We start from the raw sequence: 13,866 nt of genomic DNA on the forward strand, positions 1-13,866 counted from the left end.
AAGAGCGATCGCCCCAGGATATAAGCGATCGCTCTTACTTATAGCGGTTTTCACAAAGGTAGACTACAGAAAAATATAAGTATGTTTGAAGTTTGATAAGTTACAAACTTGATAGCTGTATTCTATGTTAATGAAAACCGCTATAATAAGCAAAATAGGCGAACACTCCCCCAATCGAATCGGTTTCTCGGCATCACCAGCAAAAGCAAAGGCGATTGCTCCCCAATGCGATCGCCAGTTTGTATATCTTTTTTTCATAATCGCTGATACGGCGGTTATGATTCATCGCTTGTGACAAAAGAAAAGGTGGGTCTAAGATTGCGATTAGTAACCGTAACCTTGGGGTTTTAATGCAGAAACATAGCCTTCATTTACTTCTACTGAAAAGTAAGCAAATAACTCCGTACAAGTTGATGTACGTCTAAACCAATACACTCAGAATTGCTTTCACATAAGTTAGAACATTCTTGTAGGCCATAAACTGTAGTAGTATCAAGCTCTCGACCTCGGATAAATACATCAGGCGACAAGGGTCTCATGTCTGCAAGAGCTGGCATTACATTATATTGGGTGTTTTTCAAAAAGGACTTCCAGACTATTTTTACCTCTCCCTCAGATGAAGACCTTTTTCTCTAATATTTTCTTAATTTTTCCTTCTCAGCAGCTTTAGCAATCTAACAACTACAGACATATAGATGAGGGCTCGCCGAGTTATATTGCTTCAAAGTAAAGCTTATTTATTGATGATAAATGTTATCCATAACAATGAATGTTTGGTAATGAAAAGAAGTCCTGAAACTTTGAGGAAGACAGCTAATATTTTAGATAAATTAGGTTTTTTGCAATGTGGTTTACTCAAGAGTAAAAATATTCAAGATATTGTACAACAGCCAAAATATGATTTGGTTTATGGTTATTTTAATACAGCCAATAAAATTGATAATTAGACTTATATTGCTAATGGTTGGGCAATATTACCAGAAAAAGGCGAAGTTGCTGATGGAGTAATTTTAACTTATGAAAACTTTCTGGGTGACGCAATAATATTTAAGTTAATTAATCAAAGGATGCCGAGACCTAGTGTCAGAGAATATTTTAATAATTAAACTTATTTATATTCTGGTTGGCAAAAATATTTTTCGGTTCAGGAAATTTCCCAAAGAACAGTTAAACTTCAAGCCTGGGATTTTGATACGGACACTGACAAAGCTTTTTTATTGAACAAATACTCAAATAATATTTTCGAGCAATTAACAAAGCAAAAGTCGTTATCGATCAAGACAGAATTCAGGAGGTAAGAGTCCATAGTCAGATAAGGATGCAAATAATCAGTTATACCAATTGGAAAAAAGTTTGGTAAATATCCGGAGAAGGGAATTGTAATAAGCAGAATTATCAGGCTTCCCTACTTCTGATTTCTGCCACTCCGCAAGCAGATAAGAGTCTTTGATCGAAATGGTATGATCCATAATATGTTAAGATAATTTTGTAAAAATAACTGTATTTTTGAGCAGATAATTTTTATGACTCAAAGCCTTTCCCGAATCATGAAATTTTTTAGATTAGTATTAGTTGCCTTCCTAATGGCAATACTTGTGAATATGGGTATCTCAGTGGCGCATCGCCCACATGATGTTGTCACACATGTTGAAGTATCACCAAATTATCAACAAGATCAAACAGTATTAATTGTTGTTAGAAATAACCTGTATCGTTCATCTGATGGAGGCGCTTCATGGCAGCGTATTACTAAGGGTTTAGATTATTCTAGTTTGTTTATCACAGATCTGGAATTGAGTCAGCAAAATGATGGTTTGGCATTTCTGGGAACACTTGGAGATGGAATCTACCGCTCATCAGACAAAGGACTTACCTGGCAAAATACCAGTGAAGGTTTAGATGAACTTGCTATAGACCATATAATCGTTTCACCAACTTCATCAAAGATTGTTCTAGCAAGTATCTCTGATCGACTCTACTTAACTCAAAATTCTGGGGAGAGTTGGCAACAGGTATTCCAAAGTAAAAGTCCTATTGACACTCTTGGTTTTTCTAATGATGGCAAATTAGTCATTGCTACCAATACAAACGAACTCTTGGTCTCTCGCGACAGCGGAGCAACTTGGCAAGCTAGCGATCGCGCTGCATCTGGCCTACCACTAGATAGTCCAATTGTTGCTATTGAGTCTATGCCAGGTGGAGCAGTAGGTTCAATGTCGCTGGCGACGGAAACCCAGGGTATTTTTCAAACCACTGACCAAGGCAAAACTTGGACAAAACAGGCAATTCCGATCGCCAATGAGCTTGTTCAAGATCTCAAAATTATTCCAGGGTCGCAAAATGCACCACAACTGTTTGTTTCCACAGCAAATACTGGATTATTTTACTGGGATGGCCAAGAATGGCAGCCAAGAACTCAGGGACTCATAATTGATCCTCAAGCTAAGGGTATGAAGCAACCTAGCTTTACTGAGCTAGAGTTCTCGACCGATGGCAGCGTGAGTTTCCTAGCAGGTTTTGATGGTCTCTTCAAGTCTGAAGATCAGGGGCAAAAATGGCAAGACTTAGAAACCATACTCAGGAGTACGGTTGTTGCAATGGCAGTTTCTAATAATTCAACTGTGGCGACTGTGGACTACGTTGGCAACATTAATATTAGTAGCGATGGCGGTAAAACTTGGAAGATCGCTCAAAGAGGTCTCCAAGAACCTTGGTTTACTAGAAAGTGGGAATCACTACCACCTAACTACGATCCTCGTCGCTACTTTGATGTTGCTTTTTCTCCAAACTACGATCGAGATCAAACATTATGGGCATCATTTCTCTGGACAAAGGTAGCAAGAAGTCAGGATGGGGGTATCTCCTGGTCAATTGCTTCTATGCCTAAAGAAGAACGTGGACTCACAATAGGTGTTTCTCCAGACTTCTCAAACGATAGGACTGTTTACATCCTAGCTCAGAAGGGTAATGTCTATCGCTCTCAAAATGGAGGTAAAGACTTCTCAAAAGTTGGTCAGGTTCCATCTCTTCAAGGCAACAATGGTCCGTCTATTGCCATATCCCCTAATTTTGCTAGCGATAATACTCTCTATGTAACTGGAGAAAAGGGAATCTACAAGAGTACGGACGGTGGGAAAAACTGGGAAGCAATAAGTGAAAATACAGATTTAGAGAAAGCAATAAAAATGCAGATAGTTATTTCTCCAGACTTTGCACGGGATCAAACTTTATTTGTTAGTACCAGGAGTCGAGGTCTTTTTGAATCACGGAATGGAGGAAAAACTTGGAACCAGCGGCTAACTATACCTGGATTAGGTACTGACTCGCCTGAGTTGGAAGCTATTGCTATTTCACCAAACTATGAAAACGATCAAACACTTGTGTTGGGTGTGCTAGGTCTTGGGTTATACAAAAGTGAAGATGGAGGGCAATCATTCAAACAAATTGCAGATGGTTCATTACCCGTATCAAGAATAGGCAATGTGCCTTCATCAGGAAAGCCAATTGTTTTTTCACCAAACTATGTTAATGATAGGACTATCTACAGCTTTGGTTCAGCCAGTTTGGAAATATTCAAGTTAACAACAGATAATGGAAAGACCAAGGAAACTTTAGCTATTCAAAATTCTGAGTCAATGGCAGAACCAAATTTTCTCAGCAATATTCGGTTAGCTTTATATGTCTATCAAGGTTTATTGAAAAGAGTTTTAGTCTTGTTAGTCGTCGTCATTGTAGTAGGGATCGTTATCTACCTAACGTCAAGAAAACTCAATCGCCGAGGTAAGGTATAACGGTCAAAAATTAGAAACTTGATAGATGAGTTGCACCACAAAACAGCTTTATTTTTGGTTCAAAACTTTGATGTAATTCTGCTTCCAACTTTTGAAGTTTCTCAGATGACAATTTATACTAGCAGAAAGCTCACAAGTAAATCAGTGAGACAAATGTTGAACTGGGGACACTATAGGTTTGAGCTTTTCTTAAAGCATAAAGCTGTTGAATACAACAAAGTAGTTGTAGATGTAAGTGAAGCCTACACTAGCAAAACCGTTAGCTGGAGTGGTGAAATCCTCAACAATTTAGGCGGCAAAAAAGTTGTGACTGGTAATGATGGTTTTCGCCTTGTTCGCAACTTAAACGGAGCGCGTGGAATCTTGATCAAAAGCGTGGTAGAGAAATTTTCTACCACATTGGGAGATACCCCCTAAGTAAGTTAATCTTACTGTGCATTGTTAACAATTGTTAGCAAAATAGTATCGGTTCAGCATTTAAACTATATATCTTAATTTTGGGAAAGGGAACACCTGATATGGAAACAGGAAAGCAAAACAAAAATCTTATTCTATCGCTCTTTAGACGTGAAGTTCATCAGTATCAGCAAACTGAACCCTCTATACCGAACAGTTGGAAAGTTTTGATCGTTGTGATACTGCTATTGCGCATCTTTTTATCTTTCGCCAACTTAGATCAAAAGCCTTATAATGCTGATGAAGTTAGAGGCTTTTATCGAATAGCAGGTTATACCAGAACTCAAATTGTTGAAGAAGTTTTTAATGGGGAAATTATTAGTGCAGAGAAAATCCTCACTTATCAAGTTCCAACATCCGCTAAAGGTTTACCAGATACTATGTCTGCATTAGCGGGTAATTCAGAACATACTCCTCTCTACTACGTCTTATGTCGTTTTGTAATTTCAATTTTTAAAGACCCTTTTGCTGCCAGAGTTTTATCTGTAATATTAGGATTTACTTGTTTGCCTGCTGTTTATTGGCTTTGCTATGAGCTTTTCGGTTCGCGATCGGTAGGGTGGATTGCAGTTGGACTAATTAGTGTATCACCTTATCAAATTCTACTATCTCAGGGAGCCCGTCAGTATAGTCTTTTTGGACTTGCTACTTTAATCTGTACCATAGCACTTCTACGTGCTATGAGGAAAAATGATAAACTAAGTTGGGTAATTTGCACGCTGACTTTCATCTTCGGTTTCTATTCACACCTGTTTTTTGTATTTGTTGCTTTTGGTTACTGCTTGTATATACTTTCGCTTGGCCTCAAGCAAATTCGTTCTTACTTAGTTCCTTTTCTTGTCAGTATGTCAGTTGCTTTCGTAGCATTTCTCCCTTGGATAATTGTGATCTTGACAAGTATCAATGAAATTCAAGAAAAGACACAATGGGTAAGTAGTCGAAACTCCAATATTTCTATTTTGATCAGAGGTTTGCTCAATAGCTTAGGTAGTTGCTTTTTAAATTGGAATAATTCCGTTCCTAGAATAGAGCCTTATTCTAGTTATTTAATCTTTGGTCTTGTTGTTATATCTTTATACTTTCTGATTCGATTTACACCCAGGAGAGTTTGGTCATTAGTAGTGATCTCAATTGTATTGACACCTCTAGTTCTGGTAACTGCCGATCTAATTTTGGGTGGCGGACGCTCTTTGCAATCTAGATATCTACTTCCTTCTCTATTATTCGTGCAAATTTCTGTCGCCTATTTCCTGACTAAATGTATTATCTTTTCATTCTACGCTTGGGAAAAAGTATTTTGGAGATTTGCATATCTAACAATGGTTTTCGTTGGAGTTATATCAGCCATCACGATCGCCAAAACACCAGGTTGGGATTACCTAGAACAAGGCAGAACAGCAAATGCATTAAATTTAAAGATGGCTCCACTGATTAATGTTGCAAATCGTCCGGTTGTTATGAGTGAAGCTACGCACAGTTTTGTTTTAGGTTTGAGTCATTTGGTCAATAAAGATGTTGACTTCCAAGTGATAAATGATGTTGAGGCAAGTGAATTTTCAAGTTATTTTAATATACCGGAGCTAGCGCAAAAGTATGAAGAAGTGTTCATATACCTTCCAGATAAGCAGTTCAAATCATTTGTTGAACAGGAACAAGGAGGGGAGCTAGAATCTGTTTTTGATAATAAGTTATATCGTTTGAAAAGGGCTTGATTTTCAACAATTAATAATTCAGGACTTACGCAAATTTACTTTTAAACCACCATCTGTAGGTTATTTATGGTATTTGCCCTCGCTATATATATAATATATATAGAGTCTCTGTGTAAGTCCTGTAATTAATAATTACCTCTCCTTGAAAAGAAGATGATTGACTAATCATGAAAATTTTTATTTATTATCCTCTTAAAAGGGGGAGACTTTAAACCACAATTTTTTGGTAAAAATTAGAGAATCAAAATCAGGCTTAGAATCTCTGACAACCACAAACGTTGCCAGTTACCCAAAATAAACAAAAGGAACAAAGATTAATGACTAAACTAATTATACAAATCCCCTGTTATAACGAAGAAGCTACTTTAGGGATGACTCTAACTGAATTACCTCGACAACTTCCTGGTATAGATAAGGTAGAATGGTTGATCATTAATGATGGTAGTATTGACAAGACCTTAGAAGTTGCCAAAGCAGCAGGAGTCGATCATATTGTTAATTTTGAATATAATCAAGGATTAGCAAAAGGTTTTATGGCAGGAATAGAAGCTTGTTTACAAAATGGAGCTGATATTATTGTTAATACGGATGCTGATAATCAATATTGTGCAGCAGATATACCTAAACTAATTGAACCAATTTTAGATGGCAGAGCAGAAATAGTAATTGGTGCTAGACCAATTCAAGAGATTAAACATTTTTCACCAATCAAGAAATTTTTACAAAAAATAGGTAGTTTAGTTGTCCGTATTGCTAGTGAAACAAATATTGCTGATGCTCCTAGTGGTTTTCGTGCTATTAGTCGTAATGCAGCACTACAATTAAATGTTTTTAATGAATATACTTACACACTAGAAACTATTATCCAAGCTGGGCAAAAAGGAATGACAATTATTTCTGTCCCCATTAGAACTAATGGTTATTTACGACCATCTAGATTAGTTAAAAGCATTCCAGCTTATATCCAAAGATCGATTTTTACGATCGTGCGGATTTTTATGACTTATAAACCCCTAAAGTTTTTCACAATTTTAGGGACTATTCCCTTTAGTTTTGGTTTCATATTATGTGTACGTTGGTTAATTCTATACTGGAGTGGTACTACGAGGTCTCATGTTCCTAGTTTAGTCTTAGCTGCAATTTTAATTTTAATAGGATTTCAGCTATTTATTTTTGGTCTAATTGCTGATTTGATGTCAGTTAATCGTAAGCTTTTAGAAGATATTCAATTAAAATTACGTCGTAACTTTTTGGCTAACTCATTAGAAAATAAGCCTGAAAATTCTAATTTTGATTAGCTTTTCTTGGTAAAAAATAGATGGATTTTTTCAAAAATATTTATCTTTATATCTTATGGGTTTAATACCCCACCATCAACGGGGGTGCTTAAAATTTTATGGGAATTATCACCTCAAACAATTTTCCCTTCTGCCTTCTGTATTCTGCCTTCTTCAATATTGAAATCTTAAAAATGATCATTCTTCCTATATTATCTTTGGTTTTAATTTTTGCTCAATTATTAACTCAAAAAAATGATTGGCGTGATTGTTTCTTTAAAGCAATTGTTTTATAGGGAATAATTTTAACAAAAATAACTGAATTACTTAGTCTATTTGGTTTATTTCAGTATTTTTTGGGTAATAGCAGCTTGGTTATTAATAAATTTTTTATATGTATTTTTACTAACAAAATCTTCCTTAAAAGAACATATAAATAATCTCAAAACATGGAGCAAAAGTTTACTGGGATTATCACCAATGTTAATACTTTTGCTTACCTGTATAACAATTATTGTGTTCTTAATTGGTATAAATGCAATAATCGCTGCACCAAATCACTCCGATTCAATGGAGTTTTGACTTAGTTGACAATTTACGTTATAATACAGTATAATCAGCTAGTTATCTCTGAGTTGAAAAAATACAGTCGTCAACTCAAAAAATAGCTAGAAATATGTACAAGTCAATTCGTACAAAGCTCAAACTAAATAATCAGCAGAAAACTCTCTTGGCTCAACACACAGGTTATTCAAGATGGTGTTATAACTGGGGTTTAAGTTTATGGAATGCTGCATATAAAGATGGTTACAAGCCAAATATTCGTAGGCTAAGAGAGGTTTTTACTAACCACACAAAGCCTTTATATCCTTGGATGAAAAACTTGTCATCTAAAGTTTACCAGTATGCTTTCATCAACTTAGGTGAAGCGTTCAAAAGGTTTTTTAAAGGATTAGGAAAATACCCAAAGTTTAAGAAGAAAGGTAGGTCTGATTCATTTACAATTGATAATTGTGGAAAACCAATAGAACTAAACGGATGGAGTCACAAATTACCTTTTATTGGATGGGTAAAAACTTATGAACCGATTGAAGCAACAACTAAAAAAATAACTATTAGTAGACACGCAGGTGATTGGTATTTAAGTTTGAGTTATGAATTTACTCAATATCCAACACCAAAAACTACTGAAGTTATAGGTGTAGATTTAGGCATTAAAACATTAGCAACTTTAAGTGATGGAAAAGTTTTTGACAGCGTCAAGTCATATCGCCAGTTTGAAGCCAAGCTTTCTCAACTACAATATCTAAACCGGAATAAAGAAATTGGTTCAGCTAATTGGCGTTCTTCACAACTCAAAATTGCCAAGCTACACGCAAAAGTAGCTAACATCCGTAAAGACACACTTCATAAATTGACAACTTACCTAGCCAAAAACCACGGCACTGTTGTCATAGAAGATTTAAACGTTAGTGGAATGTTAGCTAACCGTAAACTGGCTAAGTCAATAGCAGACCAAGGCTTTTATGAATTCAGGCGTCAACTAGAATATAAAACACAGTGGTACGGTTCTGAGTTAGCAATAGTTGATAGGTTTTTTCCATCATCAAAGACTTGTTCTAACTGTGGTCATGTTCAGGATATGCCATTAAATGTAAGGACTTATGACTGCCAGTCATGTGGCTTGTCAATAGACAGAGATTTAAACGCCAGTATAAATTTGAGAGATGCGGTCGGTTCGACCGTGAATGCCTGTGGATGAGTAACCGCCGACGGCCTCAGTGGAAGCAGGAAGTAAACATCAGATTGTCACCTTATGTGACGCTTTGTATCAGTTTTATAGAGCAGTATCATTTACCTCGTATATATTATTGGATTCAAAACCATACTGTCGCTCATTATCCTACCTATAATTTATTTCATCTGTATCAAAATCCTTGGTCAGAATTTGCCATGGCTCACTTTCAAATTCTCAACAAAAGCGATCGCTTTGTGAATACGATCCAGTGGGGTAGCATGGTAATGAGTGTCTTGGGTGTTTCTATTCTTGCTAAACAGTTAGGTGGTAATATTCGCGATCAAATTCTGGCTAGTGTTTTTGCTGTAACTATTCCTATGGGAATTCTACAAGCTTCTGGTACTAATAACGATCTTGTAGTTACTTTTTGGTTAATTTGTTTTGTTTATTTTACATTTACAACCTTAGAAAACGGTATATCTAAAAGTAATATTTTGTTTTTAGGGTTTAGTTTAGGTTTAGCTATTTTAACAAAAGGTACGGCTTATATTTATGCTTTCCCATTTTGTATTTGGTTATTGTTGTGGGGAATTAAGAATTTAAAGTGGCAAGCTATTAAACCTATAGTTATTATTTTATTAATAGTATTAGCCATTAATTTAGGACATTATTTAAGAAATTATGCTCTTTTTGACTCGGTATTAGGGTTGGCGGCGACGGGAGAAAGAAATAAAGAATTCGGTGTATTGATTTCTATTTCAGGAATCTTAAAAAATTTATCATTGCATGCTGATATTGTCAGGAATCTACAATTAGAAAAAATTATTTCTCCTACTACGGGTTTAACTAATAAAGTATTAGAAATTATTCACGGAGTATTAGGAATAGACTTATCCGATCCAGCTTTAATTAGCCCTAAAGCCAGAAAATTTTATGTTCCTGGCTTATCTACTAATGAAGATGTTGCAGGTAATCCTTTGCATTTATTATTAATAATAGGGTCATTTGTTGTCTTAACTATTAATCAAAAAATATGGACAAATAAACTTTTAATTAAATATGGGATAGTTCTAGTTTTAGGTTTTGTTTTATTTGCAAGTCTTTTAACATGGTCTCCTTATCGTTGTCGATTACATTTACCTCTATTTATATTATTTTCTCCTTTTGTAGCTGTTGTATTTTCTAAATCTTTACCGAAACAAGTAAGCTATTTCTTGGCAATACTTGTTTTATGTCTTTCTTACAAATGGGTTTTCTTTAATTCAGTAAGACCATTAATTGGGGAGAACAATATTTTTCAAAATTCAAGAGTAGAACAGTATTTTCAAACTCAACCAACATATCAACAATTTTATTTAGATGAAGTTGTGAGAGTAGAATCAAATCAATGTAAAAATATAGGTTTGACTTTTAAAAGTTCTTCTTTTGAGTATCCTTTATTAGTTCTATTAAATGAAAATTACCCTAAAGAAATTAAACATATAAATGTGGAGAATGAATCTCAAGTATTAATCAAGAAAGATTCTAACTCTAATTTTCAAAACTTAAATAATGATTGTATTATCAATATAGATAGAAATAAATTAAAAAATTAAGAGAATTAATAATGAAAATGAGCGACAAAAAGTTATTATTTTATTCATAATTTTAAGGTAATGGATGGATGAAAGATTATGCTCATTTTCTAAAAATATTCGGTGTAGTTGTTATTTCTCAATTAACAGTGGTATTTACTATCAATCTATTAGTAGATCCTTATAAAATTTATTTTTCCAGGAAGTCTATTTTACTCTTAACAACATGACAAGGACTATTTCACTTAAATCTCTTCACCATATCAATTTGACTACAGCAGTAATTTTATTAATTGGAGCTACCCTAAGAATTTATCAGTTCATTTTCAACCGTCCACTTTGGCTAGATGAAGCAATGTTGGCGGTAAATGTAATTGATCGTTCCTAATTAAGGAATCTTTGGTAGTAAGATTTCTAAAATTCAATGCGAGACGGTGGCTTGGGATCTGAGAATAATTAATTTGGGGTAATCTTTTATGTAAGAGTTGGAAAAAACCTAAATAAAAATAGATCAGAGAAAATATCGCTGAAGTATAAATAGTTGCATTAATCCTTACATTAAGTTTTTTTAGTAGTAATTGCTTTTCTTGTAATAAAAAAGGAATTGATAAAATTCCTAAAGAAAGTAATTGTAGACAAATAATTTCCAATATTGTTGAAATTGATGTTGAAGGAGCATTGAAAATAATCCAACTTAATAAGCCAATAATTGCTAGAGAGGTAAATAATCTGGTTCTTGTTAATTTTAACAAATCAAAAGTTTGCAAAATTACAATTATTAAAACTACTGAAAAAAATAGCATTCCGTTATTATTGGTAGTCGGAATAGTCGGAAGAAAAAGAAGCAGTAAACAAATTGCTAGATTCCCTTTTTGATAGTATTGAGTAACTGCAACACTGATAACGATAAGTGTGACAATTTTTGCAAAAGGAGTTGTTCTAGCTAATTGCAATTTTGCAAATAAAGATAAGGGATAAACTTCAACAAAAACATAATTAACAGCAAGTGCCAACAAAGTAAAATATATAATGATACAAAGATTTTTTTTATCATCAGAACTTAATAAATCTGAAGTTTTAATTAATAAAAAAGTACCAGTAAGATAAAAAATAAAACTCTTCCATTCTTGAATCGAAAACCGAGAAGGAATTATGTGGTGAGGATGGCGAATATAACCATACCAATAAATAAATTCTGAGTCACTTAGAATCTCACTATTAGTTGCTCCTGTTAACTTCATGGGAACATAAACTAAACAAGCAAAGCCTACAAATATTACTAAAGAAATTATTAAAGTTTTCAGAGAATGATTTTTATGTGCATATCTCAATAATATAGGAATAAACAAACACCCTGGTAAAAAACCAACTAAAAATTGTAAGAGACAGGCCAATCCAAAAAATAAGTACCCTCTAAACCAGTTATTACAAAAGCAATAATAAATTCCCCAAATTGCCAATCCCATTGCGAAAATACTAGGAGTTGGTTCAGTTCTAAAAATGCTTGTATATCCAACTGTTGCTTCTAAGTTATGTGTATTTAAAACCAAAAAAGCCAGTAGTGCTCCTGATAAAATAGAATGACCAAACTTTTTCCCTATAAGATACAAGCCTGTTACAAGGGAGGAAAAAGCCATTATATAGTAAAGTAAGTAGGTCAAGGATAAACCTAAACCTAAGCTAGCTGTTAAAGATATTAATTTTTGATGGTAGTATCTTGGTGTAAAGTTTAAGAATTCTTGAACATAAAAATCTTTACTATAAATTTGAGGATCGATGAAAGCTTGAACATATGGAACGTCAAGTGCTACATTTTGGGAAGAGTTAAAAGAATAACCATAAAGAATCAGTGAACCAGTAATTACAAGTATATAGATAGCAACTTGTCTTGGTAAATTAGTTTTTGTGAATATCATTGATATATATGTGTCTAAATCTAATACAATTTCACTAAATGGCTGTCACACATAAAGCCTCTATTTGTGACTTATTTAAAGTAAAATTGTATAAGATAATGGATCTTGTATGATAAGATTAGATCGTGTTAAATTTTGTGTAAAACCCTGATGCTGATTCTCTAGTGCTAATATTACTAATTGAGGTGAACAAAAATCTTTTGAACAGACAAAGCATCGATGTCCTAGATTAAGCATTATCGCGCTGTTTAAACCTCTAATCAGCTTTGTTTATGGTGAGCGTTATCGGTGGTGAATCGTAAATCTTACATCCAGATGATGGAGGGAGAAGCTCAAGAAGGAGAAAAATTAGGACGTATGAGAGTCATAGTACAGGATAATGGCCTTATACACAAATGTCAGGAAGTTCAAAAGTTATGGTGAAAGTGGGAATATTAGGTTTATACATCTTTATTTCTGCCTAAATATTGTTCTAAGATCGACTCAATTGGATTGGAGTGGCAATATCTCAAAAAAGATAACTGTCCCGACAAATGTTTGACGACGAGTTAGACGTTGCTTATGGAATTTATCAAAGTGTTGCGAGAAGACCCGCGCTCTCCGGTTACGGGAGCGTCGGGATGAATCGCAATCAATATCGATCTTTCACAAACAATGTGTTATACCAATTTCATAAACTTAAGCAACACTTGTTAAAATATCTATCAAGCTTGAAATCCAAGATGTCAAGTTATCTGTAGTCTGACTTTATGAAATTGGTATTAAAACTGTGAAAAGTTAATTAGCTAGCAGTAGATGGTTGAAAAAGCATACAAATTTAGGTTCTATCCAACTCCAGAACAGGAAAACTTGTTGCGGAGAACTTTAGGCTGTGTGCGACTAATCTACAACAAAGCCTTGGCGATTAGAACTCAAGCTTGGTACGAGAAACAGGATCGTGTAGGATACAAGCAAACTTCGGCCATGCTTACCAAATGGAAAAAGCAGGAGGACTTAGAATTCCTAAGCCAAGTAAGCAGCGTACCATTGCAACAAAGTCTGAGACATTTACAAACAGCTTTTACTAACTTTTTCTCACTCCGGGCCAAATATCCTAACTTTAAGAAAAAACGCAATGGTGGTAGTGCTGAATTTACCAAGTCTGCATTCAAATGGAAAGATGGCCAAGTATATCTAGCTAAATGTGCTTCCCCATTACCGATCAGATGGAGTAGGCAATTACCACCAGGATGTAGCCCCACTACAATAACAGTTATGCTTGACCCATCCAATAGATGGTCGGTGTCTTTGAGATTTAACGACAACAGAGATTTCAAACTCAAACCACTCAATAAACAAGTTGGTGTAGATGTTGGTATTAGTAGTCTCATTGCCACAAGTGATGGCACAAAAGTCAACAACC

General features: G+C 34.5%; 11 protein-coding genes. 9 read left to right on the forward strand and 2 right to left on the reverse strand.

Annotation, left to right across the window (positions count from 1 at the left end; translation table 11 throughout):
* Positions 1 to 377 precede the first annotated feature (377 nt).
* Entirely contained in the window at positions 378 to 557 is a 180-nt protein-coding gene (locus D5R40_RS24275) for a hypothetical protein (RefSeq protein ID WP_124146133.1), read from the reverse strand.
* A 186-nt stretch (positions 558 to 743) separates the two neighbouring features.
* Here D5R40_RS24275 and D5R40_RS35960 point away from each other — a divergent pair, with 186 nt between their 5' ends.
* The 7 genes from D5R40_RS35960 to D5R40_RS24310 all read left to right on the forward strand — a co-directional run bounded on the left by D5R40_RS35960 (position 744) and on the right by D5R40_RS24310 (position 10,569).
* Positions 744 to 947: a hypothetical protein gene (locus D5R40_RS35960; protein ID WP_124146132.1), complete on the forward strand. Its 204-nt coding sequence runs from the start codon at positions 744 to 746 to the stop codon at positions 945 to 947.
* Positions 948 to 1,547: 600 nt separating this feature from the next.
* Positions 1,548 to 3,791, forward strand: a complete 2,244-nt coding sequence (locus tag D5R40_RS24285) for a WD40/YVTN/BNR-like repeat-containing protein (protein WP_161564628.1) — start codon at positions 1,548 to 1,550, stop codon at positions 3,789 to 3,791.
* 18 nt (positions 3,792 to 3,809) lie between these two features.
* Positions 3,810 to 4,208, forward strand: coding sequence for a zinc ribbon domain-containing protein (locus D5R40_RS24290; protein ID WP_240041646.1), 399 nt, complete (start codon positions 3,810 to 3,812; stop codon positions 4,206 to 4,208).
* Between the two features lie 80 nt (positions 4,209 to 4,288).
* Positions 4,289 to 5,959, forward strand: coding sequence for a glycosyltransferase family 39 protein (locus D5R40_RS24295; RefSeq protein WP_124146130.1), 1,671 nt, complete (start codon positions 4,289 to 4,291; stop codon positions 5,957 to 5,959).
* Positions 5,960 to 6,276: 317 nt separating this feature from the next.
* A complete protein-coding gene (locus D5R40_RS24300) occupies positions 6,277 to 7,257 on the forward strand; it encodes a glycosyltransferase family 2 protein (RefSeq protein ID WP_124146129.1) in 981 nt (326 codons plus the stop codon).
* 655 nt (positions 7,258 to 7,912) lie between these two features.
* The gene (locus D5R40_RS24305; protein WP_124155339.1) at positions 7,913 to 8,998 is read left to right on the forward strand and encodes an RNA-guided endonuclease InsQ/TnpB family protein; all 1,086 of its coding nucleotides are present in this window, start codon (positions 7,913 to 7,915) and stop codon (positions 8,996 to 8,998) included.
* The gene (locus tag D5R40_RS24310) at positions 8,914 to 10,569 is read left to right on the forward strand and encodes an ArnT family glycosyltransferase (protein WP_124155340.1); all 1,656 of its coding nucleotides are present in this window, start codon (positions 8,914 to 8,916) and stop codon (positions 10,567 to 10,569) included. The genes D5R40_RS24305 and D5R40_RS24310 overlap by 85 nt, the downstream gene beginning before the upstream one ends.
* Before the next feature lie 305 nt (positions 10,570 to 10,874).
* Here the strand turns inward: D5R40_RS24310 and D5R40_RS24315 are convergent, their stop codons facing one another.
* The gene (locus D5R40_RS24315) at positions 10,875 to 12,464 is read right to left on the reverse strand and encodes a hypothetical protein (protein ID WP_124155341.1); all 1,590 of its coding nucleotides are present in this window, start codon (positions 12,462 to 12,464) and stop codon (positions 10,875 to 10,877) included.
* A 291-nt stretch (positions 12,465 to 12,755) separates the two neighbouring features.
* Here D5R40_RS24315 and D5R40_RS41395 point away from each other — a divergent pair, with 291 nt between their 5' ends.
* Positions 12,756 to 12,887, forward strand: coding sequence for a hypothetical protein (locus D5R40_RS41395; RefSeq protein ID WP_282433662.1), 132 nt, complete (start codon positions 12,756 to 12,758; stop codon positions 12,885 to 12,887).
* A 372-nt stretch (positions 12,888 to 13,259) separates the two neighbouring features.
* A partial coding sequence (locus D5R40_RS24320) for an RNA-guided endonuclease InsQ/TnpB family protein (RefSeq protein ID WP_134239626.1) occupies positions 13,260 to 13,866 on the forward strand: 607 nt, incomplete at its 3' end.

This window comes from Okeania hirsuta (assembly GCF_003838195.1).
Taxonomy (GTDB): Bacteria; Cyanobacteriota; Cyanobacteriia; order Cyanobacteriales; family Microcoleaceae; genus Okeania; species Okeania hirsuta.